This is a genomic window from uncultured Roseibium sp. (assembly GCF_963675095.2).
GTDB lineage: Bacteria > Pseudomonadota > Alphaproteobacteria > Rhizobiales > Stappiaceae > Roseibium.
Genome location: NZ_CAXXSJ010000029.1, coordinates 52,755 through 75,114, shown reverse-complemented (window position 1 = coordinate 75,114; position 22,360 = coordinate 52,755). Strand labels below are relative to the sequence as shown.

The window sequence follows — 22,360 nt, the reverse complement described above, 5'->3', positions numbered from 1 at the left end:
CTGCGATCTGGCAAATTCGACCGAAATAGCTTAATTGTTGTTAACCATTATTGCTGCAATGCCGGTGGAAGACGGTGATAGCCGGTCTTGCGTCTGTTTTCCCGCGGTAAGAATTGGTTAAGACTGATCGTGTGAGGGCGACGAGTAGAGGATGGAGCCGGATAACCATGTCTGAAATGCAGGATAACGTGGTGCCGCACACGCGGGTCAGGTCTTTGCGCGATGCCATCCGCAAGGTTCAGCTTGGAGAAGTCGAGCGCTCCGACGTGGTCGTCGAGCTGCAGGATAGCGAACGGGCCCGGCTGGAAATGCTGGCCGACGAAATGAAGGATGTCTTCAAGGAAATCCCTGAAGACGACGATCAGTTCACGTTGCAGATCGTCGCCGGATCCACGCCGCGGTTCTGGATCGACGTGACCGGTCATGTGGTGATGGCGGGCGATCGGCGCACCTACCGGTTCGTGAAGGATACGCGGCTCGGACGAGTCGTCATTCTGGAAACGGCCGAAATAGACGATATGGCCGACTGCCTGACGGAATATATCGCGGAGCGGATCCTCGAACGGGAGAAGGCTCTGGAAGGCGACTGGCTGAACAACCGCCTTCGCCAGGTTGCCGTCGAGGCGTCGGGTGTGGAAGGGTCGAAGTCCCGGATTTCCTGGGGCGCCGCATTCGGGGCATTTGTCGTCGGACTTGCTGCCGGTGCTGCCGGCCTGGTGACTTACGCCTGGTTTGCCAATCCGCTTTAAGGAATTTTCAGGTCGGCCCTGAACAGTTCCCCGATCGGCTCGCCGGGGTTGCTGAAGCCGCGTTCGGTGAAGGCGCAGGTCCAGCCGTCTCCGTTTCGGGAAATCGAAAACAGATTGTAGCGCGCGGCCGGTTTCTTGCCGCCCGGCGCATTCGTGGCCGAAGGCACGCCAATCACCGGAATCGGCCCGGCCGGGCCTTCGACTTCGGCTCTGCTGTCGACATGTGTATGGCCGTGCAGGACGAGCTCGGCACCGGCGCGCTTCAACACGGCCCGGACACGGGAGGCATCGGAGAGGCGTTTGTGCCAGTGGGTTGCGTTCTTGAACGGCGGGTGATGAATGAGGACAACCCGGAACAGGCCTTCCTTGCCGATGTCGGTCAGGATCCGGCGCAGTTCGCGCGCCTGGCGACTGCCGACCCTGCCGGTGGCGAACCACGGTCCGGTAGCACGGGCGGTCGAAACGCCGATGATGGCGACATCGCCGCGGCGGCGCACATAGGGAAAGCCGGTCTCTTTCGGCTCTTCGGAGCCGGTATCCGCCATCATGTAGGGCTTCCAGGCTTCCCTGGCTTTCTTCAGGGCGCCGGGGACATAGGCGTCATGATTGCCCGGAATGACGGAAACCTCGTCCGGAGGACCGACCTCTTCGAGCCAGTGCCGCGCGCCGATGATTTCCAGCGGCAGGGCAATGTTGACCAGATCACCAGTGATCGCGATGTGGTCGGGCTGTTGGGCCTGCATGTCGGCAATAAGCTGGTCGAGCGCGTTTCCGCCCATCACCTTGGAGCGGTGGGTCCGCCAGTTCAGGTAGCCGAGAATCCGCTTCGAGAAAAGCTGGAGCAGTTTCGGGTCGGGGAGAGGGCCCAGGTGCGGGTCGGACAGGTGAGCGAGTTTCAGCATCGTGCGCATCATCAAAGCAAACGGCGCCGCGTCAAGGAAAAACGCGGCGCCGTTTTGAAGACAATGCTTTTTCAGACGCCGATGCTCCGTTTAGAGGAGACCGGCGTTCCGAGCGTCAGTTGCTCGGGAACGTCATCAGGATCGCTGCAATCCGGGGATTGGTGAGATCGACGGACGGCTTCCAGTGGAAGGACCGCGGACGGCGGCGACGGGAAAAGAATGTGCTCAGCATGATCGGTTCTCTTGTGTTGATGCGGCAGTTTTGTCGATGGGGACGCGCCGCATTTTTCCGGCAGTTGCCTGCTTCGTAATCAATCTGCTGCTCAAATAGTCATCTTCCTGCCTATTGTGTAGTGCAATATTTAGCTTGGCAGCCCTGCATTGCTTGCATGGGTTAACAGTGGGTATACGCTTTTGGAGCCTTGGTTCTTGCGCGCTGTGGACCCATGTTGAAACTGCTTTCCTTCCTGCCCCGGTCTTTGACCAAACGCCTGATCTACGGTCAGGCGTTGTTGCGCAATCCGTTCTCCCTCGGTGTGCGGGTAATCGTGCGGGATACCCGCAATCACGTTCTTCTGGTTCACCACTCCTATTTGCCGGGCTGGTATCTGCCGGGGGGAGGTGTGGATGCGGGAGAAATGCTGGTGGATGCTGCGAAGCGGGAATTACACGAGGAAGTGGGGATTTCCACGACGGTGGAACCACACCTGCTCGGATTTTATCTCAACCGGGAAAGCTTCGGCCGCGATCACATCGGTCTATTCGAGGTGACCGGATGGAAAGCGGGCGAAACCTATCTGAAGCCGAATGCCGAGATCAGGGACGCGCGTTTCTTCGATCCTCAGGCATTGCCCCCGGACACGACGCGGGCAAGCCGGGCGCGGATCACGGAGTTCTGTCTCGGCGACCGCCCCGCGGACGGGATTGCCAGCGGTTACTGGTAAGGGAAAGATCTTCGGAAACTGAAGGATCAGGCGACTTCGAGCCGTCCCCGGTCATGAGGGGCATCGAAATCGAGGTCAGGGCCAGCCGGGATGATCCCGTTCGGATTGATCGAACTATGCGAGCCGTAATAGTGCTGCTTGATGGTCGCCATATCGACTGTCTCGGCAACACCCGACGTCTGGTAGAGATCGCGGAGATAGTTCGACAGGTTGGGATAGTCGGCGATGCGGCGGCGATTGCACTTGAAGTGGCCGACATAGACGGCGTCGAACCGGACAAGGGTGGTGAATAGACGCCAGTCGGCCTCTGTCATAATGTCTCCAGCAAGATAGCGTTGGCTTCCGAGACGGTCTTCCAGCCAGTCGAGCGTGTCGAAAACCTCTCCGACGGCTTCTTCGTATGCCTGCTGCGTGGTTGCAAACCCGGCCCTGTAGACACCATTGTTCACGCCGTCGTAGACCCGGTCGTTGATCCGGTCGATTTCGCCGCGCAGATCGGCCGGATAATAGTCGGAACGCAACCCGGTCAGTCCGTCGAAGGCGCTGTTGAACATGCGAATGATTTCGGCGGACTCGTTGCTGACGATCGTGCCGGTTTTCCTGTCCCAGAGAATGGGAACGGTGGCCCGGCCGTTATAGTGCGGGTCGGCTTTCACATAGACTTGCCAGGCATAATCGGAACCGGTGACCGGATCCGGTGTGCCGAAGGTCCAGCCGTTTTCCAACATCAGCGGCTCGACGGCCGTGACCGGTATCAGATCCTCCAGGCCCTTCAGCTTGCGGAATATCAGGGTGCGATGGGCCCAGGGGCAGGCCAGCGAGACGAACAGGTGATAGCGGTCGGCCTCCGCCTTGAAGCCACCGGTTCCAGACGGTCCGGCGCTGCCATCCGCGGTGATCCAGTTCCGGAAAGCGGAGTCCTTGCGGACGAAGCGCCCGCCGCTGGACTTCGTATCGTACCATTGGTCTTTCCAGACGCCGTCGACCAATAAACCCATGATAAACCTCAATTCTCTTGCGTTTCCTTCAGGATGTGGCGCGAAACACCTGAAAATCAACGGCTTGAATGCTGTGTTTCCCACAGGTGGACAGTCGTTGCCGTGGCCACGGGGACCGTGGGATTTCCGCCGAGAGCAAAAAATCCGCTGGACCGGCCGCCATTTTACGTGCTATCGGCGATCCACTTCTGGCAAAGACCGCCGACAGAGAGTGACGTAGACCCGATGATGACCGGTTCCACATTGCGACGACGAAGCAGCCGACGAGACATTTCTCGTCTGTTCCGTCGCGGCTGACCGGTTCTCCCTTACGTTATTCTCAAGGCAGGGCATGAAGGCAGGCGCGAATTCCAGTTTGCTTGCCAGGAAATGCCACATGAAATCCGAAAATTGGTTCATTCGTCTCGAGGATGCCGCAGACACGGGAGAGATTGACGCCCTTCAGGCCGCAGCGTTCGGTCCGGGGCGGTTCGCCCGGACAGCCTTCCGTGTGCGCGAGGGCGTTCCCCATCTGCCTTCCTTGAGTTTCGTCGGTCTGTCCGGACCAACCCTGGCCGGATCCGTGCGCCTCACACCGATCACCATCGGTGAGACGCCGGCCCTGCTGCTCGGTCCCCTGACCGTTGCACCTGAATTCAAGAACCGCGGGCTTGGAAAGCTGCTGCTGCGGACCGCCATCGATGCATCGGCAGCTGCCGGGGAAACGGCCATCCTGCTGGTTGGCGACGCGCCTTATTACGGTCCCATGGGGTTCCAGCGGGTTGCGTTCGGCTCTGTTCAGCTGCCCGGCCCGGTCGATCCGGCACGGGTGCTGATTGCACCGCTCAACGGCAGTGAGCCGCCGAGCGGGCCCGTGCGCGGCGGGCGCGGCTGATATCGCCGTGCCTGATTACCGGCCTTCCCGGTACCAGGTCAGGGACAGGGCTCCGAGCAGAACCGCCAGCCCGATCAGGCCGAGGAACAGCGGATAACGGTCGATCCCGTTGAGCACGCTGGCGTTCGTCGTCTTCAGGCCGATCCAGCCGGTTCCCGCGTAGGATGCCGCCTGCCGAAGCGGCACGATGCGCGGCACGTCCTGGCCACCGCCAAGATCGGACAGGCGGCGGGTGACGCCACCCGTGACCAGGCTGGTGGACTCGAGCACGGAGGTCGTCGACAGAACGTCGGTATATTCCTTCGGGTTTTGCGGTCCGGCGTGAACCAGAGCCGTCTTGTCGCCCTCGGTGACCGTGAACAGGCCGGTTTCCGTGGTCGTCATCGAGCCGCGCCATAGGCCGGGATCGCCTTCCGTCATGGTGACCGGCGTTTCCTTGCCTGAGGGAGACGTGACGGTGACCTCATCGATGGTCTCACCGAGGGACTGGCGTTCGATGATCAGTTCCGGGCCACGCATGGACACCCGCAGGGCCTCTTCCTCCAGATCCGGTTCCTGCATCAGCCAGTGGGCGAGACGGCGTAACAGCGGCACATGGGGGCCGCCGCCCTCAAAGCCGCGCGCCCAAAGCCAGACATGGTCGGACAGGAGCATGGCGACACGTCCCTCGCCCTCCCGATTGAGCACCAGAAGCGGCTTGTCGCCGGGGCCGGTCATCAGGGTCTGGCCCGAATCGACCTCCGTATCGACCAGACGGAACCAGCGGCTCCAGTTGGGCGGATTGGCCGTTGCGCCGGGAAGCCCCCGGGTCACGGGATGCCGGCTCCCCAGATCCGCGACCGCGGCATGATAGGGTTCTTCCAGGATTTCGCCTGTCGGCCGGGCCGGAAGGATCGGGGCCAGCGGTGTGCGGTACAGGCTGCCCGCCTCCGCATAGTCGGGTCCGCCGGCCAGAAGCACGGCCCCGCCGTCGCGCACGAAGCGGGCGATGTTGTCGAAATAGAGCATCGGCAGCACGCCACGACGCACATAGCGGTCAAAGATGATCAGGTCGAACTCGTCGATCTTGACCGAGAACAGCTCGCGGGTCGGAAAGGCGATCAGGGACAGCTGGTTGATCGGCGTTCCGTCCTGCTTTTCCGGCGGGCGCAGGATGGTGAAATGCACCAGATCGACCGACGCATCCGATTTCAGGAGATTGCGCCAGGTTCGCTCGCCCGCATGCGGGGATCCGGAAACGAGGAGCACGCGCAGGTTTTCCCGGATGCCGTCGACGGTGACGACCGCCTTGTTGTTCAGCGTCGTCAGCTCGCCGTCCAGCGCTTCCGCCTCGAATTCGAAGATGTTGTCGCCGCCATGGGCGATCTCCACCGGAATATCCACGGTCTCGCCGAGCGATGCATTGCGCTCGCTGATCAGGGCTCCGTCCCGGCGGATGATCAGGCGCACGCGCCCCGTCGGCTGAGTGTCCCGTCCGTGGTCGACGACGCGGACCGAGATGATCTGTTCCGAGCCGACGAGTCCGAACCTTGGCGCCTTGTGCAGGATCAGGCGCCGGTCCCGTTCATCCGCCGTTCCGGTTATCAGTCCGTGGATAGGAGCATTGAAGCCCAGGCTTCCGGGGTTGGCCGGTACATCGTGCACCTGTCCGTCGGTGACGAGGATCGCGCCGCCGACCCGGTCGGGCGGGACGTCGGACAGACCGTCGGCGAGCGATTGGAACAGAGCAGTTCCGTCGCCATTTCCGGCATTTTTCGCCTCGATGCGCCGGACCTCGAAGCCGGGCAGGGCTTCAAGGCGTTTCTGCAATTCGGCAACGGCGGTTTCCGTTTCTTCGGCGCGGTCTGCGAGCAACTGGCTCTGGCTCTTGTCGACGACAAGGGCAACCACGCTGGAGAGCGGTTGGCGGTTTTCGCGTTCGATGGCGGGGTTGGCGAGTGCAAGAGCCACGAGCGCCATGGTTGCAACCCGCAGGAACCAGCCTCTCAGGCGCATCAGCGCGGTGATCGTCGCCAGAACGGCAACCAGCAGGACCGCGGCGGCGAGCGCCCAGACTGGAATGAGCGGATCGAAGGAGAGGGACCAGATCATGAATGGTGTCTCCTCATTGTCCGAGCCGTTCCAGGAGGGCCGGAATATGGACCTGATCGGCCTTGTAGTTGCCGGTCAGGCTGTACATGACGATGTTCACGCCGGACCGGAATGCATAGTCGCGCTGCACGGCATCGTCCGGAACCATGGGAAACAGGAAATTGCCGGTGTCATCTATCGCCCAGGCACCGGCGAAGTCGTTGCCGGTGATCAGGATCGGCGACACGCCGTCGCCCGCCCGTACCGGGCGTTCGCCGCTGGCCGTCGGCGATTCGTCCAGGCTTTCGACCCATAACTGGCCGGTGGCATAGCGTCCGGGGAAGGTTTCCAGCAGGTAGAAGGCCTTTGTCAGCACGTGGTCCGGCGGCACCGGTTCCAGGGGCGGGATGTCGAGCCCGCTGAGGATTTCCCGCAGTTTCCTGGTTTCCGGTGTGTTGGCGAAACTGTTTGCCGACGCGGTGAGCTGATCGCGCGTATCGAACAGGATCGTTCCGCCGTTGCGCATGAAGGTATCGATGCGCGCCATGGTCCGGTCGGTCGGCTTTTCCGCCGCCGGATCGATCGGCCAGTAGAGCAGGGAATAAAACGACAATTCGTCGCGGTCGATGTCGACGCCGACCGGTTCCCCGGGTTCAAGCGCGGTCCGTTCGGACAGGAACTGGGTCAGGCCGTAAAGGCCGGCATAACTGGCGTTGTCGATCTGGGAATTGCCGGTGATGACATAGGCAAGCCGGGTCTTGAGGGTGCTTTCCAGTGCGCGGACGTCGTCGGAGTTCGATTGTGCCTGGGCCTTCGGAACGGCTGCCCCAAGCAGGCCGAACGCCAGGAAGGCCACCGCCACTGCGGCGGTGGATCGGCGCAGGTGCAATCGGCTCAGGCCGCCGGCAAGCAGGATGACGATCAGCGCGTCCGCCAGCAGAAGCAGGAAGGTCAGGCTGAAGAATGTGGCCCGCAGATCGACCGGATCGGATGACGGATACCCGATGACCGTGGCGTTTTCGCCGAGCTGATCCTTATCCAGAGGAGACAAAGTGTCGTCTTCGCCAAGCAGGTTCAGAGCCCTGAAACCGTCCTCGCTGCCATAAAGGCCGGGCGGGATCTTGCGGCTGGCGTGGGCGTCGCGGAAGTCGGACAGGGTGACAGGCGTCACTTCCGGCGGCGGGGCGGAAAACCGCCCGAAGCCGTCGAGCAGGCGCAACGGCGGCAGGACGCTTTGCGCGGCAGCGCCGGCATCTCCTGTCGGCGACCCCTGGGGGGCAACATTCGAGACCGCGAGGATCCGGCGCAGCATGTCCACGAAGACGCCGGACAGCGGCAGGTTGGACCAGGAGGATTCCCCGGTGACATGGAACAGGACGATCGTGCCGCGTCCTTTCGCAGCGGCGGTGACCAGAGGTGTCCCGTCCTCCAGTGTCGCCCATGTGCGGTCAGGCAGATCGGATGTGGGCTCGGCCAGAACCTGGCGGCTGACGGTAACCTCGGCGGGCACCTTCAGGCCGGCAAACGGCGAATCGGCGGTGAAGTCGGCAAGGCGTTGCGGCTGTTTCCAGGACAGGCTTCCCCCGAGAGACCGGTCGCCCTTGCGCAAGGGAACCGGGATCAGGTCGTCGGTTCCGCCGGCCAAACGCGGGCCCGCGAAGCGAACCAGAATGCCGCCGCCGGAAATCCATTCGCCCAGTTCCCTGACGATGGTGTCCGGCAGACGGCCGACATCGGCGAGGACAAGCACGGAAACGCCCTGATCCAGCAGGGTGGGTATGGAGACCGCAAGATCGGCCTCACGCGGGACACGGATATCGGAAAACGGGCTCAATGCCCGCTGCAGATAGTAGAGCGGGGACAGAAGCGGCTGGGCAAGATCGGCAGATTGGCCGGAAACCAGGCCGACTGTCCTGCGGCGCCAGCTGTCGTCGATCAGCTGAACGGCACCGGCGGCGTTTTCGCCGACGATTTCCACCCGCGCAATATCATTGCGCAGCTCGCTCGGCAGTTCGAAGCGGGCCTCGGTTTCGGTGGCCGACCCCTCGAAGACGACCTGGGTCTGGCCCAGGGTCAGACCTTTCAGGTCGAGCGCGCGCAAGGCGACCGTGGGTTCGGTGTCGTCCGGGTGCCGGATGACGGTCATGGACAAGGCGTCCGCGTCGTTGGACAGCGCCTTCAATCCCTTCGGCGTGTGCAGGCCTTCCAGAACGGTGATCGGCGCATCGCCGGCAATGGAGGCGAGATCCGCCTGGAACCGGGAGGCAGCGTTTTGTTGCGTGCCGTCGCTCAGCCAGATGACGGCACCGGGCGAGGTGGTCTGGGCGGCCTTGCGCAGGCCGGCGATCAATTCGCTTCTGTTCGGCGTCCAGGCACGGGGCTGGAGGGCGCGTAATCGCTCAAGGGCCGTCGTCGCCGTCGCGGGGACAAGCGATTGTGCGGGGCCTTCCGCGGTCGCGGCGAACAGGACCGGCTGGTTCTTGTTTTCCAGGCCAGTCAGCAGCTGCTCGGCGGCGGCGACCTGTTCGTCCCAGCTTTTTGCGGACGTCCAGCCGTTATCGAGAAGGACCCACAAGACACCGTCGCCGCTGTCGACCTCTTCGGCCGGCCGCCAGATCGGTCCCGCAAGCGCCAGGATCAGACAGGCGGCGAGGGTGAGCCTCAGCAGGGTCAGCCACCACGGGCTGCGCTGCGGTGTTTCCTCGTGCTCATCGATATCGAGCAGAAGCCGGGTTGGCGGGAAGGAGACTTCCCGGGGCCGCGGCGGCATGAGGCGCAACAGCCACCAGATGACCGGCAGCAGGACCAGGGCCGCAAGTGCCCAGGGAGCCGCGAATGCAAGGGGAAGGCCGGCAAACATGCTAGTAATTCCCCCGGTTCAGTGTTTCGCTGCCGCCGGAGAGCGCACTGTGCAGAACCAGGAGCGGTTCGGCCGGCGGCCGGTCCGTGTGGTGCAGGACGTAGGTCCAGCCTGCGCGTTTCGCCATGTCGCGGATTTCCGCCCGGTGGGCTTCCAGACGGTCGCGATAGGCCTTGCGCCAGCTTTCCGCCCGTCCGGTCGTCAGCCAGATACCGCGTTCCAGATCGTGAAATTCGATCCGCCCCTCGAACGGGAAGGTTTCCTCGATCGGATCGAGCACCTGAACCAGGTGTCCGCGCGCGCCGGTTCCGGCGACACGGGCGATCCATTCGGCAATCTCCTCGATCGGGTCGAGCAAGTCTGCGATCAGGACCACATCGGAGAAACGCTTGATCGGGGTCGTATCCGGAAAGGCGGCCGGCTTGGCCAGATGGGTCAGGGCATCGGCGACCCGTTCCGCCGCCCTGCGGTCGGAAAAGGCCCGGGTGATTCCGGGCAGGCCGACGCGTTCACCGGTCTCGGCGAGCATGTCGGCAAGGGCCAGCATGAGGACGATCGCCCGGTCGCGCTTGGACACCTTCGACAGTTTCGACTGAAACAGCATGGAGGGCGACAGGTCGGCCCAGAGCCAGACGGTGTGCGCCGCTTCCCACTCGCGTTCGCGCACGTAAAGGTGATCGTCGCGCGCGGACCGGCGCCAGTCGATCCGTTTCGCCGGCTCGCCCATGTTGAACGGCCGGAACTGCCAGAAGCTTTCGCCGGGGCCGGCGCGCCTGCGGCCGTGCCAGCCGGCAATGACGGAGCTGGCCACGTGGCTGGCTTCGACCAGAAGATCGGGAAGGGCTTCCGCGACCGTGCGCGCTTCGCCGATGACATTCGGCCACGTGGTCGGATCGATCCGGCTGTCGCTTTTCTGCAAGGCCATGATACCCCGCTCTCCCTGCCGTTACCCCACTCTCTCCTTGACGCGCGCGATAACATCTCGAACCGTGTGGCCATCCGCGCGCGCGGCGAAGGTCAGGGCCATACGGTGCTGCAGTATCGGTTCGGCAAGCGCCAGGACATCGTCCACGGACGGAGCCAGGCGCCCTTCGACCAGAGCGCGGGCGCGGACGGTCAGCATCAGCGCCTGGCTGGCGCGCGGGCCCGGACCCCAGGCGATCAGATTGGTGATGTCATTGCCGGAGGTTTCGCCTTCCGGCGGGCGGGCCGCGCGGACGAGCTGGAGAATTGCGTTGACGACCGATTCACCGACCGGCATGCGCCGGACCAGCTGCTGGTAGCCGGCCAGCTCTTCCGCGTTCATGGCGGTCTGGGCGACGGCCTGTTCGGCGCCGGTCGTTTCCAGGAGGATGCGTCGCTCGGCCTCCAGATCGGGGTAATGCACGTCGATCTGCATCAGGAAGCGATCGAGCTGGGCTTCGGGCAGCGGATAGGTGCCTTCCTGCTCCAGCGGGTTTTGCGTTGCCAGCACGTGGAAAGGCCGCGGCAGGTCATGCGGGTGACCGGCCACGGTCACGTGATATTCCTGCATGGCCTGGAGAAGGGCCGACTGGGTTCGCGGGCTGGCGCGGTTGATTTCGTCGGCCATCAGCAATTGCGAAAAGACCGGGCCGGGGATGAACCGGAACGCGCGGCTGCCGTCGGCGGCCTGTTCCATGACTTCGGCGCCGAGAATGTCGGAGGGCATCAGGTCGGGGGTGAACTGGATCCGGCGGGCGTTGAGGCCGAGCACCGTGCCGAGGGTTTCCACGAGTTTGGTCTTGGCGAGGCCGGGAACGCCGACTAGGAGGCCGTGACCGCCGGCGAGAATGGTGACCAGGGTTTGCTCAACGACCTTGTCCTGACCGAAAATGATGCGGGAAATATCCGCCTTGGCTTCGGTGATACGGGCAACGGCGCGCTCCGCGCTTTCGGCAATCGCCTCGAGATCGGCTTCCGACGTGCCGGATGGGGACGGGGTCATGACGCTCATAAATCACCTTTGCTGTAATTGGTCTTCAAAGCCAGGCGGCAGGTGCAGTGTCGCTTTCATTCCCTGATGCTGATATCCGCTTTTCTTGTCGCGACTCGATCAGTCTGACACCATATTAACTGTTAGATAAGTCGCAAATTCTAGCGAGACAGAGGCAAGGGACGAGAAATTTCCGTAACGGCTGCCATTGGACGATAAAAACGGCGGTCCGGGAGGTTCTGGCGGGAAAAATTCGAACGGATACGGGACTGAGACAATTGCCATTGTCGAATGAAGACGTGAAAAAAATGCCGCCGGGCCTCGCCGCGCTGATGCGCCGGGCAGGGGAAGCGGATAGGACGCCGCCACCGGTGGAGCGCTGGAATCCGCCATTTTGCGGCGATCTGGACATCAGGATTGCGACCGATGGCAGCTGGTCCTATATGGGCAGCGTCATTCAGCGCGAGGCCCTGGTCCGCCTGTTCGCCTCCGTCCTGCGCAAGGACGCCGATGGGCGCACCTATCTGGTCACGCCTGTGGAGAAGATCGGGATAACCGTCGAGGACGCACCTTTCGTCGGCGCCGAACTTCATGTGGACGGGGATGGGGAAAAGCGGAAACTGACGCTGAGAACAAATGTCGGTGATGTCGTGGACATCGATCGGGACCATCCCTTGAGGTTCGAAAAAGATCCGGCAAACGACGGGCTGAAACCCTATGTTCTGGTGCGGGGACGCCTTGAAGCCCTCTTGTCGCGCGCGCTTCTCTACGAGTTGGCGGAGCTTTTCGAGGAGAGGCAGTGCGACGGGCGAACGGAATTCGGTGTCTGGAGCGGCGGGACATTTTTTGCCATCGAGCCGGAAACGCGCTCTGATGGGGTATGATAGGGAAAAGGCAAGCGATCCGCGCATGAATGACGTTCCATCCGCACTGGCAAAACCCGGCATCGATGTTCTGGGCGATATCCGCAAGACCCTTCGCCATGGTGCGGAAAAGCCGGCCGTGCGCGATACGGGCGATCATATTCTTAATCCGACTCTCGGGCCGTATGCGCGCTGGGACGGTCCGCCCCGCGATGCGGCGGTGCTGATACCGATCATCGAACACGGAAACGAGCCGACGGTGATCCTGACGGTTCGCACGGCGCATCTGTCGTCCCATGCCGGCCAGATCGCCTTTCCGGGCGGCAAGATCGACCGGGAGGACAACGGACCGGCTGCTGCCGCCCTTCGCGAGGCTGAAGAGGAGATCGGTCTGGAACCGGAGGCGGTCCGGCCGATCGGCGAACTCTCTCCCTATCTGACCGGCTCGGGCTTCAAGGTGATCCCGGTGGTGGCCGAAGTCACTCCCGGTCATCGCCTGGTGGCCAATCCGCATGAGGTCGATGACGTGTTCGAGGTTCCCCTGTCTTTCCTCATGGACCCGGTGAACCATTTGAGACAAAGCCGCGTCTCGGACGGACAGCGCCGCTTCTTCTATGCCATGCCGTTCGGCGAGCGGTATATCTGGGGTGTGACGGCGGGAATTATCCGGTCCTTGTACGAAACGGTGTATCGCTGATGCTGCGGATCATTCTGGCCAATATCATCCTGTTTTTCCTGCCGTTCCTGGCCTACGGATTCTGGTTGTGGCTGAACAACAAGGCCCATGTCTCCGAACACTGGCGCAAGGGGCCGATGGCCTGGCTCGCGCTGACCGGAATCGCGCTGGTGGGCGTGAGCTTCATTATCATGGCTTCGATCAAGCAGGCGCCGGATGGGGCGGAATACCGGCCGGCCCACATGGAGAACGGGGTCTTCGTTCCGGGGCGATACGAATAACCGATGACCCAGCTGACCGATGCTTACTGGCTGCAGACGCCGGCGATCCAGCGGGTTTTCGAAGCTGTGGAGCAAGACGGCGACCGGGCGATGGCGGTGGGCGGCGCGATCCGCAACACGCTGCTCGGTGTCCCCGTCGCCGACGTCGATATCGCAACCACAGCCTTGCCCGAGCAGGTGGCGGCCCGCGCCCGTGACAAAGGTCTTAAAGTCGTGCCCACAGGTATCGATCATGGCACCGTCACCGTGATTAGCGCGGGCATGGCCTACGAGGTGACGACGCTCCGGCAGGACGTGGAAACCTTCGGGAGGCAGGCAAAGGTGGTTTTCGGGACCAACTGGATCGACGATGCCCGCCGCCGCGATTTCACTCTCAACGCGCTTTATGTCGACCGGCATGGTAAGATTTACGATCCGCTCGGCGGGTTTGAGGACTGCATTGCACGGAGGGTGCGCTTCATCGGCGATCCCCGGGAACGGATCCGGGAGGATTACCTGCGGATCCTGCGCTTCTTCCGCATTCACGCAGCCTACGGACTGGGGGCGCCGGACCCGGCCGGCCTGAGCGCCTGCATCCGCGAGCGGGACGGTTTGCGGCATCTGTCGGCGGAGCGGATCGGCGTGGAAATGAAGAAGCTGGTCCGCGCGCCGCTTGCCGCCGGCTGTCTTGCGCTGATGGAAGACAGCGGGCTCCTGGAAATCACCACCGGCGGAATTTCCCGGATCGCCGATTTCAGGGCGCTACGCAGTCTTGACGATGTGGCGGACGAGACCCGGCGCCCCGAGCTTGGATTTGCGGTGCTGTCCGGCTTTGTCGATGAGGATCTGGACCGGATCGCCGACCGGTTCCGCCTGTCGAATGCCGAACGCAAACGGATGCATGGGGCATTGGCCGCGGCAACGGCTATCAGCGCGGGCGGCGATGACCCGCAGGTTTACCGGTTGCTTTACCGTCATGGGCGGGAGAGCTTTATCGACGGCCTGCTGGCCGTCTGGGCACAGGCAAGAGCGGGCGGGGCGTCCGAACACCGCGAGCCGGTCTTTTCCCGGACGCTGAAACAGGGCCGGGACCTTGAAATCCCGGTATTCCCGCTGAAGGGAGCGGACCTGATGGCGGCCGGACTGCCGGCCGGGCCGAAAATCGGCGAAACCCTGAAGCAGCTCGAAGAAGACTGGCTCGACAGCCGGTTTTCCCTGAGTCGGACGGAATTGCTCGAGCGAGTGCAATGAATACCGGGTATGGTCCGTTAACGAACTGTTTCTGGTAATTCGTGCCGATCATTCAAATCATAGTCTTCTTTTAAACTTCTCTGTTATCCCTGCGGCATCTGAGTGCTCTTAATTTTCAGGTGACTGGATGAATGTCGCAGTTGTTTCCGATGGTCCGTTGAAAGAGGGGTCCAATGTTCGGAATATTCCCTTCTTTTACACGTCCAAGCTCTTTTCGATGGGCGAGGTTTCCTCCCGAAACCTTCAGGAGGTGCATCTGCTTGTCATTGAACTGGAAGATGCGACCGGAGAGCATGTCTCGAGATTGAAAACGGCGCTCGCGGGCGTGTTGGACCTGCCCAAACTCTGCATCGTCTCCAAGGCCAATCGGCGGGAGGTCGTGCAGGCGTCGGCGTTCGGCAAGGTCGAGATGATCGAAAGAGACGAAGACCTTACGACGCTTGTCCGCAAGATGCGGGAGATGCTGAAACCGAATTTCGAGGTTCTGTTTCCCGAAACAACTCCGGAAACCACCCGCGAAGCGTTTTTGCAAACGGCAGCCTGCCTCGACGAAATCGTACTTGCGGCTGCGTCTTCCCGTCCGATGCCGGTGAGAACCCTCGCCCGAACCCTGCATCATATCTATTCTGCCCTGACCCGGGACGGGATCACGGCCTGGCTGAATGCGGTTAAGTGCCATCACAGCCACACGTACCGTCATTCCATGATAGTGGCGGGTCTGGCCGGAACCTTCGCGCAGACTCTGGGCTGGTCGCACAAGGACCAGGAACTGTTGACCCTCGGCGGTTTGATCCACGATATCGGCAAAACCCGGATCCCGCTCTCGATCCTGGACAAGCCCGGAAAACTCTCGCCGGAGGAAACGGAACTCGTCCGCCAACATGCGCTCTTCGGCCGGGATATTCTGAAAAGCCGGCTGGAAATCCCCTTCGAAGTCAAGAAAATGGCGTTCCAGCACCATGAGTTTCTGGATGGCTCCGGCTATCCTCACGGGCTCGCCGGCGATCAGATCGACACCATGGTCCGGGTAATCACGATCTGCGATATCTTCACCGCCATGACAGAAACGCGCTCCTACAAGGATGCGATGTCGCCGCGCAATGCCTTTGGCAGCCTCTGCGCCATGAATACGAAGCTCGACCAGGACCTGGTGCGCGCCTTTCAGCCGGTTGTCCTCAGCGTCGACCTGGGCGCTCTCAACCGCACGGTCGAATCTCTGTTCGACGGCAAGCGGGCGACCGGGACGGCGGGCTAGACGAGGACCATGGCTCTGCCGGTCAGGGCCATTTCACGACCGGGGGCATCGACGACAGGATCGACGCGACATTCCCGCCGGTCTTCAGCCCGAAGATCGTTCCCCGGTCATAGAGCAGATTGTATTCCACGTAGCGCCCGCGCCGGATGAGCTGTTCCTCGCGTTCCGCCTCGCTCCAGGGCTTTTCGATATTCCGGCGGACAAGCGCGGGATAGATGGCATCGAACGCCTGGCCGACGTCCCGGGTAAAGGCGAAGTCCGCGTCCCAGTCGCCGCTGTGCAGGTAGTCGTAGAAAATCCCGCCGATTCCGCGCGGTTCGTTGCGGTGCTTCAGAAAGAAGTACTCGTCGCACCAGTCCTTGTAGGCCGGGTAGTCGGCGACCGCGTGGGCGTCGCAGGCCTGCTTCATGGCGTCGTGGAAGGCGATCGTGTCGGGATCGTCCTGGGTGCGGCGCGCATCCAGCACCGGGGTCAGGTCCGCGCCGCCGCCGAACCACTGGCGCGTGGTGACCACCATGCGCGTGTTCATGTGAACGGCCGGCACGTGCGGGTTCTGAGGATGGGCGATCAGGCTGATGCCGGAGGCCCAGAAACGGGGATCTTCGCTGGCGCCTGGGATCTGGCCGCGAAACTCGGGCGAGAACTCGCCGTAAACGGTCGAGACATGGACGCCGACCTTCTCGAAAACCCGGCCGTGCATCATCGACATGACGCCGCCACCGCCCTTTTCACCGTTTGAGCCGGTGCGCTCCCAGGGCGCGCGTTCGAATCGGCCTGCCGGCTGATCGCCGAGCGGGCCGTTCAGCGCGCCGATTTCATCTTCCAGAGCCTCGAAGCTGGCGCAGATGCGGTCCCTCAGCTCGGCGAACCACTTGGGTGCGAGCTCTTTTTTGGTCTCGATGTCGGCCGGGATCGGACCACCGCGGTTTTCTTGGGAAGGGGCCGTCATCTTGCAATCCTTTTGTCCGCATGGGCCATGGCTGTTGTGTCTCAGGTCGGGCTTTTTAGGCCGTTCCTGCAGATTTGGCCAGCCTCGGGATCTTTATGCGAAACCGCGGGTCAGCCGGGAAAGCTGTCCGTTTGCCGCAGGGCCTCGCCGAGCACGATGCCGGCGGAGACGGCGACATTGATCGACCGCATGCCTTCGACCATCGGGATCGTCACCCTCTCGTCCGCAAGGGCGTGCACAGTATCGGGCACGCCGGCCGATTCCCGTCCCATCAGCAAGATATCGGTATCGCGGAATGCACAGCCGGTATAAGCTTTTTCCGATTTTGTGGTCAGCAGAATCAGACGCCTGTCTGTCCCACGACGCCAGTCCTCGAAGGCGTCGAAGGTGATGTGGCGTTGGAGCGCCGCACGTTCCAGGTAATCCATTCCCGCCCGCTTCAGGGCGCTGTCGGACAACGGAAAACCGGCAGGTTCGATCAGATGAACGCGAACACCCAAGCAGGCGGCCAGACGTAAAATCGTACCAGTGTTTTGCGGGATATCGGGCTGGAAAAGGGCTATGTCCGGCATACTATGGTCATTCGGTTTGTTCAGAATGCCATGCTGGATATCACCGCGGTTCGGCCTTGTCATCGGACAGGGGTTTTCGCGGCGGAGAGAGAAGTGACACCGATTTTCAGACTGTTCGAATCCTGGATCGACCCGTTTCGGCCCGCACCGGACGCTCCCATGCCCATGGGGGGCATGGCATTTCTGCTTCATTTCGTCCGGCAGGCCAAATGGCCGTTGATCCTGACGCTGATTTTCGGTGGGCTGTCGGCGGGCATCGAAGCGTCGATCTATGCGTTTATCGGTTCCATCGTCGACATGATGCAGACCGGCGACCGGGCGACCTTCTTCCAGGCACATGGGTCCGTGCTTTTAGGGATGCTGTTCGTGGTGCTGGTGGCCCGCGCCTTCGTCGCCATCATGAATTCCCTTCTCGAAGAACAGGTGATCGTTCCAAGCTTCTTCAACCTGGTCCGCTGGCAGGCCCATCAGCAGGTCATGAACCAGAGCCTGGGCTATTTTCATGACGAACTGTCGGGCCGGCTTTCCCAGAAGGTCTGGCAGGCGGGGCAGGCGGTGGGCGATTTCATGGTCTCCCTGCTGCAGGTCGCCTGGTACATTGCCGTCTATGCTTTGACGACAATCCTCTTGATCGCCGATCTCGACTGGAGGCTGGGGGCGATCGTTGTCGTTTGGCTCGGCGTCTTCGTCGTGGCGGCGCGCCATTTCGTTCCCCGGGTGCGGCAGGAGGCGAAAAAGGTGGCTCATGCCGGATCCGGGGTCACCGGGCGGCTGGTGGACACCTACACCAACATCCAGACGGTCAAGCTGTTCGGGTCGCGGCAGGAGGAAAATCGGGGGGCTCTGACAGCCTTCAGAAGCTTTCTCCAACAACTCAAGCGGTTTACCCGGGTTCTGACCACGATCCGCGTGGTCATGAACATCCTCAACGGTGTGATGATCTCGCTCGTGGCGGCCCTGGCTCTCAATCTCTGGCAGCAGAATGCGATCTCGACCGGGGGCGTAGCCTTCACGCTTGGCCTGGTGTTGCGCATGCACTTTCTGCTGAACCGGCTGTTCGGCCAGCTCAACGGCCTCTTCCGCAATATGGGAACCATACAGGACAGCGCCGAAACGATCGTCAAACCGGTCGCGGTCCGCGACAGGCCGGATGCGCCGGATCTGGTCGTCTCCAAAGGACGGATCGCATTCGAGGCCGTGCAGTTCCATTACGGCAAGGCCGGCGGTGTGATCGACCATCTGGATCTGACCATCGAGCCGGGAGAGCGCGTCGGTCTCGTGGGACCGTCGGGCGCCGGGAAGACGACCATGGCGAGCCTGCTGCTAAGGTTTTATGATCCTGAGGCCGGACGGATCACCATCGACGGCACCGATATTGCCACCGTGACGCAGCAATCTCTGCGGCAGACCATCGGCATGGTGACCCAGGACACGTCTCTTCTGCACCGGTCGATCAGCGAGAATATCCGCTATGGCCGGCCGTCGGCGAGCGACGAGGAGATCCGGGAGGCCGCGCGGCGCGCCCATGCACTCGACTTCATCGAAACGCTCGAGGACCGTCAGGGGCGGCGCGGGTTCGATGCGCTTGTGGGTGAACGCGGTGTCAAGTTGTCCGGCGGGCAACGACAAAGGGTCGCAATTGCTCGGGTTCTTCTGAAGAATGCGCCGATCCTGGTCCTGGACGAAGCGACGTCTGCGCTCGATTCCGAAGTCGAGGCGGCAATCCAGGCGAATCTGCAGGAGCTGATGGCCGGCAAGACGGTGATTGCGATCGCCCACCGGCTGTCGACGATTGCCCAGATGGACCGGCTGGTCATTATGGACAAGGGTGCTATCGTGCAGCAGGGCAGTCATGACGTGCTGCTGCGGGACCGCGGAGGTCTCTACGCCCAGCTCTGGCAGCGTCAGTCGGGAGGCTTTCTGAATGACGAGGCCGGGGCTTCTGCATCTTTCGCTTAAGCCTGTCGTGGTCTGGGGCCGGTGCGATAACTTCGATCCGCTGAGGGAAACCCCCGGGATAAAAGCGTGTCAGGGAAGCTGGTGGATGACCCCGTGCCAGCCGAGGCCTTCGTAAGTTTCGTATCCGGGCGTGCGATGAAAAGCCACCGTGGCCCCCGCGAGCGTCGGTGTAATGGCCGTGCGCCTGGCCGCCGGTTTCGAGGTCGAAATGTTCCGTCAGGATGCCCTTGCCGTTGGAGGAGGCAATGACGCGCCCGCGGGCGTCCACGAGCATGACGCGGGAGCGCTCGCGTTCCTCCGCAGAGAGGCGGACGCCTTCGACGATCGTTCGCGCCTGCGGTTCCCAGTCGAAGTGAATTGCCAGGATGCCAAGCGGCTTGCCGTCGGTTTTTCCACCCTCACGGATGCTGGCCAGATAAGTGGCGACCTGGGCATTGCCCAACAGAGGATCGCGGTAGATATCGTCGGCGACATAGTCGTCGCCGGATCTGAGATTGCGTCCCCTGGCAAACCAGCTCCGGTCGGAAATGTTCGCGCCGGCGATCGGGAATTCGTCCGGCTTGCCATTTGCCAGAATGGTTCCATCCAGGTCGCACAGCCAAAGATCCGTGTAGACGGTGTAGGCGGAGAGAATCACGCCCAGGCGCTCCGATGCATAAGCGGCAGCCTCGCTGCTGCGGCTCGCTGCGCAGTCGACAATGGCCGAATCCGTTGCCCACCAGCGCACGTCGCATGTGCGTTCGAAAAGATTGCGGTCGATCAACTCGATGGCGTTGAGCGACAGGTCGACCAGTCGTTCTCCCCGGGCCTGCTCCGACATGAGCCGGGTCAGCGTTTCAAGCATCTGGATTTCTCCGGACAGCTCTTCGCCAAGAGCGATCGAAATCCCTTCGACTTCCGAAGAGACGCCCCGGACTTCCTGGGCGACGACAAGGAAGCCTCGGCCCTGGTCGCCGGCCCGTGCGCTTTCGATCATGGCATTGAGTGCCAGAATACGCAGGCGCGCGGTAATTGCCCGGATTTCGCCGACTTTGGATGCCGCCAGTTCCCTGACTTCGGTTGTCCGTTCGACAATATCTGTCAGTGAGGGAACGTGTTCGTCAGCGAAGTCCGGTGCGGGCATGGTTCTCATCTTCAAATTCTGGTTCAAATTCTGCCGGTCGAATGCCGTTTGCAGGCAGTGTCAGGTCCCTTCGTCCTGCCGGTCGATAACGGGGCTGGTTAGTGAGCGTTTCTCACGCTCCAGTAGCGGCAGTTTCCGGGGCTTATTGTTAAAAATTAGTTTGAAATTTCAGGAAGTTCCCAAAAAGTATTGTCTAATTTGACTAAACTTTAGGCAACTGTAGGTATTTCCATTTATTTCCCTTTAGGGAAGAAATGGCCCTGAATACTCGGCCAGCTGAACCGGAAAATCCCCCGAAGGGGTCTTTCCTGTCAGTAAAGGCTGCCATCCGGAAAATCCGTGCCTGAACAAAGGCGCCGGGCATTGTGGGTCTTCGTGCGTAGCAATATTTTTACCTAATCACCTTTAGAGTCCCAGTCAGTTTGCAGAGTGGGATGTCTCAAGCGGCGTCCTTCTAGAGTGACAGGATTCGCCGTGACGTTATCAATTCCCGGCCGTTTCATTTCAATGGTCGTCACCGCTGCCGCCATCATGATGGGCGGAACCGGTTTCGCGTTCTATACTTTCCGTCAGGCGCTTGTCGGCGAAATCGGGAATGCCGATTCCGCGGCGGCGTTCATCTCCGGAAATGTTGCCGGCAAGGTCGATGGTCTCATCATCGACCAGATGATCACCATCGCCCTGGTCTGTACGCCGGTCGGGATCGCCTTTCTCGGCCTTGCGTTTTTCCTGGCCATGGGTGTGGCGCGGCCGCTCAAGCGGCTGCAGAACGGCCTTGACCAGCTTTCGCACGGCGATCTGGATATCGAGATCGACGGTGCCGAGCGCAGGGATGAAATCGGCGCGATCGCCCGTTCCATCACCGGCTTCCGCCAGAAGCTTGCCGAACGCACCGCAGAAGAAAAACGGCAGCAGGCGGCCCATCAGGAGCAACTGAGCGAAGAACGCCGGACCCTGATGCAGGACATCGCCGATGACTTCGAGCATTCGGTGATCCATGCGGTCCAGGCATTGTCCCGCGCGGCGGACACTGTCGGCCGGAATTCAGAACAGTTGCAAGGGGCAGTCGGCTCGTCGCTCGAGGCGGTGAACGGGGTCGGAGATGCCTGCGGGTCTGCGAATACCTCCGTCGGGTCGCTGACGTCGTCGGCGACGCAGCTGTCGCAGTCGATCGCCAATATCGGCCGCGATGTGGATAGCGCATCCGAAATTGCGGACAATGCGGTCCGGGAAGCCCGCAAGACCGATGAGATCGTCGGCCGGTTGTCGGAAACGGGCCGGGCCATCGGCGAGATCGTCGAGTTGATCAGCCAGATCGCGAGCCAGACGAACCTGCTGGCGCTGAACGCCACCATCGAGGCTGCGCGGGCGGGCGAAGCCGGGCGGGGCTTTGCGGTGGTCGCTAACGAAGTGAAGGCGCTGGCCGAACAAACCACGCGGGCGACGGAAGATATTTCCAGTCAGGTTGCTTCGGTCCAGGATGTGGCCGAACAGTCCGAAGAGGCGATGCGTACGATTGCCAGCACAATCGACCAGATCAGCGATCTGTCCCGGAGGATCCGCGAAGCCGTGGAAGAGCAGGAAACGGCAACCCATGAAATCGAGCGGAACGCCGATATCGCCATGTCCAGTTCCGAGCGGGTCGCGTCCAATATCGGAACCTTGTCCTCGGCGATGGATGCAAGCAGCGCGGCCACGTCGGAGATGCAGGCGGCCTCGAGCGATCTGTCGTGTATTTCCCACGGACTTGAAAAGCAGGTCGCGCAATTCCTGCAGAACATCCGCGCCGCATAGGTGCAAACACAGGCGGAGTTGGCTGCCAGTCCCTGCTGTGGCCATTCGGTCACAGCCGGCCGCGAAGAAACTCCGCGCGGATAGCCGAGGCTTCCATGAGGGGCTGAAACAGGGTATCCGAATATTCAGCGGTTCAGCTAGAATCGTCCCGTAACTTTATTTTTGGCCACGACCGCAACGGTCCAAGGACAGGAGGGCGTAAATGACAATTTGCATGATGTCGATCGAACACGTCCATGTGTCCGGCTCCTGGGGATGTCCGCGCCATTGAGGCGCCCCGACACCAGTCTTCTTTAACTTCCTGACT

General features: G+C 61.9%; 18 protein-coding genes and 1 pseudogene. 10 read left to right on the top strand and 9 right to left on the bottom strand.

The genetic code is table 11. From position 1 onward, the window contains the following. Window positions 1–167 precede the first annotated feature (167 nt). Entirely contained in the window at window positions 168–749 is a 582-nt protein-coding gene (locus ABIN98_RS11525) for a hypothetical protein (protein ID WP_346910095.1), read from the top strand. Here the strand turns inward: ABIN98_RS11525 and ABIN98_RS11520 are convergent. Then, a complete protein-coding gene (locus ABIN98_RS11520) occupies window positions 746–1,651 on the bottom strand; it encodes a metallophosphoesterase (protein ID WP_346910093.1) in 906 nt (301 codons plus the stop codon). The genes ABIN98_RS11525 and ABIN98_RS11520 overlap by 4 nt on opposite strands. A 446-nt stretch (window positions 1,652–2,097) precedes the next feature. On the opposite strand from ABIN98_RS11520, the gene ABIN98_RS11515 reads away from it, so the two are divergent. Continuing rightward, window positions 2,098–2,595, top strand: a complete 498-nt coding sequence (locus ABIN98_RS11515; protein ID WP_346910091.1) for an NUDIX domain-containing protein — start codon at window positions 2,098–2,100, stop codon at window positions 2,593–2,595. Window positions 2,596–2,621: 26 nt separating this feature from the next. Here ABIN98_RS11515 and ABIN98_RS11510 read toward each other — a convergent pair whose 3' ends face one another. Then, on the bottom strand, window positions 2,622–3,593 hold the full coding sequence (locus ABIN98_RS11510) for a glutathione S-transferase family protein (RefSeq protein WP_346910089.1): 972 nt from the start codon (window positions 3,591–3,593) through the stop codon (window positions 2,622–2,624). Window positions 3,594–3,969: 376 nt separating this feature from the next. On the opposite strand from ABIN98_RS11510, the gene ABIN98_RS11505 reads away from it, so the two are divergent. After that, window positions 3,970–4,467, top strand: coding sequence for an N-acetyltransferase (locus ABIN98_RS11505; protein WP_346910087.1), 498 nt, complete (start codon window positions 3,970–3,972; stop codon window positions 4,465–4,467). A gap of 15 nt (window positions 4,468–4,482) precedes the next feature. On the opposite strand, the gene ABIN98_RS11500 is transcribed toward ABIN98_RS11505, so the two are convergent. From ABIN98_RS11500 to ABIN98_RS11485, 4 genes are read right to left on the bottom strand one after another with little or no spacing between them, the layout of a single operon-like run. Continuing rightward, window positions 4,483–6,558 carry a hypothetical protein gene (locus tag ABIN98_RS11500; RefSeq protein WP_346910085.1) on the bottom strand — a complete coding sequence of 692 codons (2,076 nt, stop codon included), beginning with the start codon at window positions 6,556–6,558 and terminating at the stop codon, window positions 4,483–4,485. 13 nt (window positions 6,559–6,571) lie between these two features. Then, on the bottom strand, window positions 6,572–9,397 hold the full coding sequence (locus tag ABIN98_RS11495) for a DUF4159 domain-containing protein (protein WP_346910083.1): 2,826 nt from the start codon (window positions 9,395–9,397) through the stop codon (window positions 6,572–6,574). Window position 9,398: 1 nt separating this feature from the next. After that, a complete protein-coding gene (locus ABIN98_RS11490) occupies window positions 9,399–10,322 on the bottom strand; it encodes a DUF58 domain-containing protein (protein WP_346910081.1) in 924 nt (307 codons plus the stop codon). A 21-nt stretch (window positions 10,323–10,343) separates the two neighbouring features. Then, window positions 10,344–11,372: a MoxR family ATPase gene (locus tag ABIN98_RS11485; RefSeq protein ID WP_346910079.1), complete on the bottom strand. Its 1,029-nt coding sequence runs from the start codon at window positions 11,370–11,372 to the stop codon at window positions 10,344–10,346. Between the two features lie 287 nt (window positions 11,373–11,659). Here ABIN98_RS11485 and ABIN98_RS11480 point away from each other — a divergent pair, with 287 nt between their 5' ends. The 5 genes from ABIN98_RS11480 to ABIN98_RS11460 all read left to right on the top strand — a co-directional run bounded on the left by ABIN98_RS11480 (window position 11,660) and on the right by ABIN98_RS11460 (window position 15,656). After that, window positions 11,660–12,235 (top strand): DUF1285 domain-containing protein, encoded by a 576-nt coding sequence (locus ABIN98_RS11480; protein WP_346910264.1) that lies wholly within the window; start codon window positions 11,660–11,662, stop codon window positions 12,233–12,235. Beyond that, window positions 12,225–12,911 carry a CoA pyrophosphatase gene (locus ABIN98_RS11475; RefSeq protein ID WP_346910077.1) on the top strand — a complete coding sequence of 229 codons (687 nt, stop codon included), beginning with the start codon at window positions 12,225–12,227 and terminating at the stop codon, window positions 12,909–12,911. Before ABIN98_RS11480 ends, ABIN98_RS11475 begins: the two co-directional genes overlap by 11 nt. Beyond that, window positions 12,911–13,171: a DUF6111 family protein gene (locus tag ABIN98_RS11470; RefSeq protein ID WP_346910076.1), complete on the top strand. Its 261-nt coding sequence runs from the start codon at window positions 12,911–12,913 to the stop codon at window positions 13,169–13,171. Before ABIN98_RS11475 ends, ABIN98_RS11470 begins: the two co-directional genes overlap by 1 nt. Before the next feature lie 3 nt (window positions 13,172–13,174). Beyond that, window positions 13,175–14,401, top strand: coding sequence for a CCA tRNA nucleotidyltransferase (locus ABIN98_RS11465; RefSeq protein WP_346910074.1), 1,227 nt, complete (start codon window positions 13,175–13,177; stop codon window positions 14,399–14,401). Window positions 14,402–14,528: 127 nt separating this feature from the next. Then, window positions 14,529–15,656, top strand: a complete 1,128-nt coding sequence (locus ABIN98_RS11460; RefSeq protein ID WP_346910072.1) for an HD domain-containing phosphohydrolase — start codon at window positions 14,529–14,531, stop codon at window positions 15,654–15,656. A gap of 22 nt (window positions 15,657–15,678) precedes the next feature. Here ABIN98_RS11460 and hemF read toward each other — a convergent pair whose 3' ends face one another. Next, window positions 15,679–16,605: an oxygen-dependent coproporphyrinogen oxidase gene (gene hemF / locus ABIN98_RS11455; protein WP_346910070.1), complete on the bottom strand. Its 927-nt coding sequence runs from the start codon at window positions 16,603–16,605 to the stop codon at window positions 15,679–15,681. A gap of 110 nt (window positions 16,606–16,715) precedes the next feature. Then, window positions 16,716–17,177: a tRNA (cytidine(34)-2'-O)-methyltransferase gene (locus ABIN98_RS11450; RefSeq protein WP_346910069.1), complete on the bottom strand. Its 462-nt coding sequence runs from the start codon at window positions 17,175–17,177 to the stop codon at window positions 16,716–16,718. A 159-nt stretch (window positions 17,178–17,336) separates the two neighbouring features. Between ABIN98_RS11450 and ABIN98_RS11445 the strand changes: the two genes are divergently transcribed. Beyond that, window positions 17,337–19,136 carry an ABC transporter ATP-binding protein gene (locus tag ABIN98_RS11445; protein ID WP_394701489.1) on the top strand — a complete coding sequence of 600 codons (1,800 nt, stop codon included), beginning with the start codon at window positions 17,337–17,339 and terminating at the stop codon, window positions 19,134–19,136. Window positions 19,137–19,205: 69 nt separating this feature from the next. On the opposite strand, the pseudogene ABIN98_RS11440 reads toward ABIN98_RS11445, so the two are convergent. After that, window positions 19,206–20,286 (bottom strand): annotated as a pseudogene (locus ABIN98_RS11440) (methyl-accepting chemotaxis protein). Window positions 20,287–20,733: 447 nt separating this feature from the next. On the opposite strand from ABIN98_RS11440, the gene ABIN98_RS11435 reads away from it, so the two are divergent. Continuing rightward, window positions 20,734–22,053 (top strand): methyl-accepting chemotaxis protein, encoded by a 1,320-nt coding sequence (locus ABIN98_RS11435; protein WP_346910066.1) that lies wholly within the window; start codon window positions 20,734–20,736, stop codon window positions 22,051–22,053. Window positions 22,054–22,360 lie beyond the last annotated feature (307 nt).

Coding starts and splice junctions, on each gene's coding strand:
- ABIN98_RS11500 (WP_346910085.1), bottom strand. CDS start 6,558: ATGATCTGGTCCCTCTCCTTCGATCCGCTCATTCCAGTCTGGGCGCTC.
- ABIN98_RS11510 (WP_346910089.1), bottom strand. CDS start 3,593: ATGGGTTTATTGGTCGACGGCGTCTGGAAAGACCAATGGTACGATACG.
- ABIN98_RS11525 (WP_346910095.1), top strand. CDS start 168: ATGTCTGAAATGCAGGATAACGTGGTGCCGCACACGCGGGTCAGGTCT.
- ABIN98_RS11505 (WP_346910087.1), top strand. CDS start 3,970: ATGAAATCCGAAAATTGGTTCATTCGTCTCGAGGATGCCGCAGACACG.
- ABIN98_RS11460 (WP_346910072.1), top strand. CDS start 14,529: ATGAATGTCGCAGTTGTTTCCGATGGTCCGTTGAAAGAGGGGTCCAAT.
- ABIN98_RS11520 (WP_346910093.1), bottom strand. CDS start 1,651: ATGCTGAAACTCGCTCACCTGTCCGACCCGCACCTGGGCCCTCTCCCC.
- ABIN98_RS11480 (WP_346910264.1), top strand. CDS start 11,660: ATGCCGCCGGGCCTCGCCGCGCTGATGCGCCGGGCAGGGGAAGCGGAT.
- ABIN98_RS11470 (WP_346910076.1), top strand. CDS start 12,911: ATGCTGCGGATCATTCTGGCCAATATCATCCTGTTTTTCCTGCCGTTC.
- ABIN98_RS11490 (WP_346910081.1), bottom strand. CDS start 10,322: ATGGCCTTGCAGAAAAGCGACAGCCGGATCGATCCGACCACGTGGCCG.
- ABIN98_RS11450 (WP_346910069.1), bottom strand. CDS start 17,177: ATGCCGGACATAGCCCTTTTCCAGCCCGATATCCCGCAAAACACTGGT.
- hemF (WP_346910070.1), bottom strand. CDS start 16,605: ATGACGGCCCCTTCCCAAGAAAACCGCGGTGGTCCGATCCCGGCCGAC.
- ABIN98_RS11475 (WP_346910077.1), top strand. CDS start 12,225: ATGGGGTATGATAGGGAAAAGGCAAGCGATCCGCGCATGAATGACGTT.
- ABIN98_RS11515 (WP_346910091.1), top strand. CDS start 2,098: ATGTTGAAACTGCTTTCCTTCCTGCCCCGGTCTTTGACCAAACGCCTG.
- ABIN98_RS11445 (WP_394701489.1), top strand. CDS start 17,337: ATGCCCATGGGGGGCATGGCATTTCTGCTTCATTTCGTCCGGCAGGCC.
- ABIN98_RS11465 (WP_346910074.1), top strand. CDS start 13,175: ATGACCCAGCTGACCGATGCTTACTGGCTGCAGACGCCGGCGATCCAG.
- ABIN98_RS11495 (WP_346910083.1), bottom strand. CDS start 9,397: ATGTTTGCCGGCCTTCCCCTTGCATTCGCGGCTCCCTGGGCACTTGCG.
- ABIN98_RS11485 (WP_346910079.1), bottom strand. CDS start 11,372: ATGAGCGTCATGACCCCGTCCCCATCCGGCACGTCGGAAGCCGATCTC.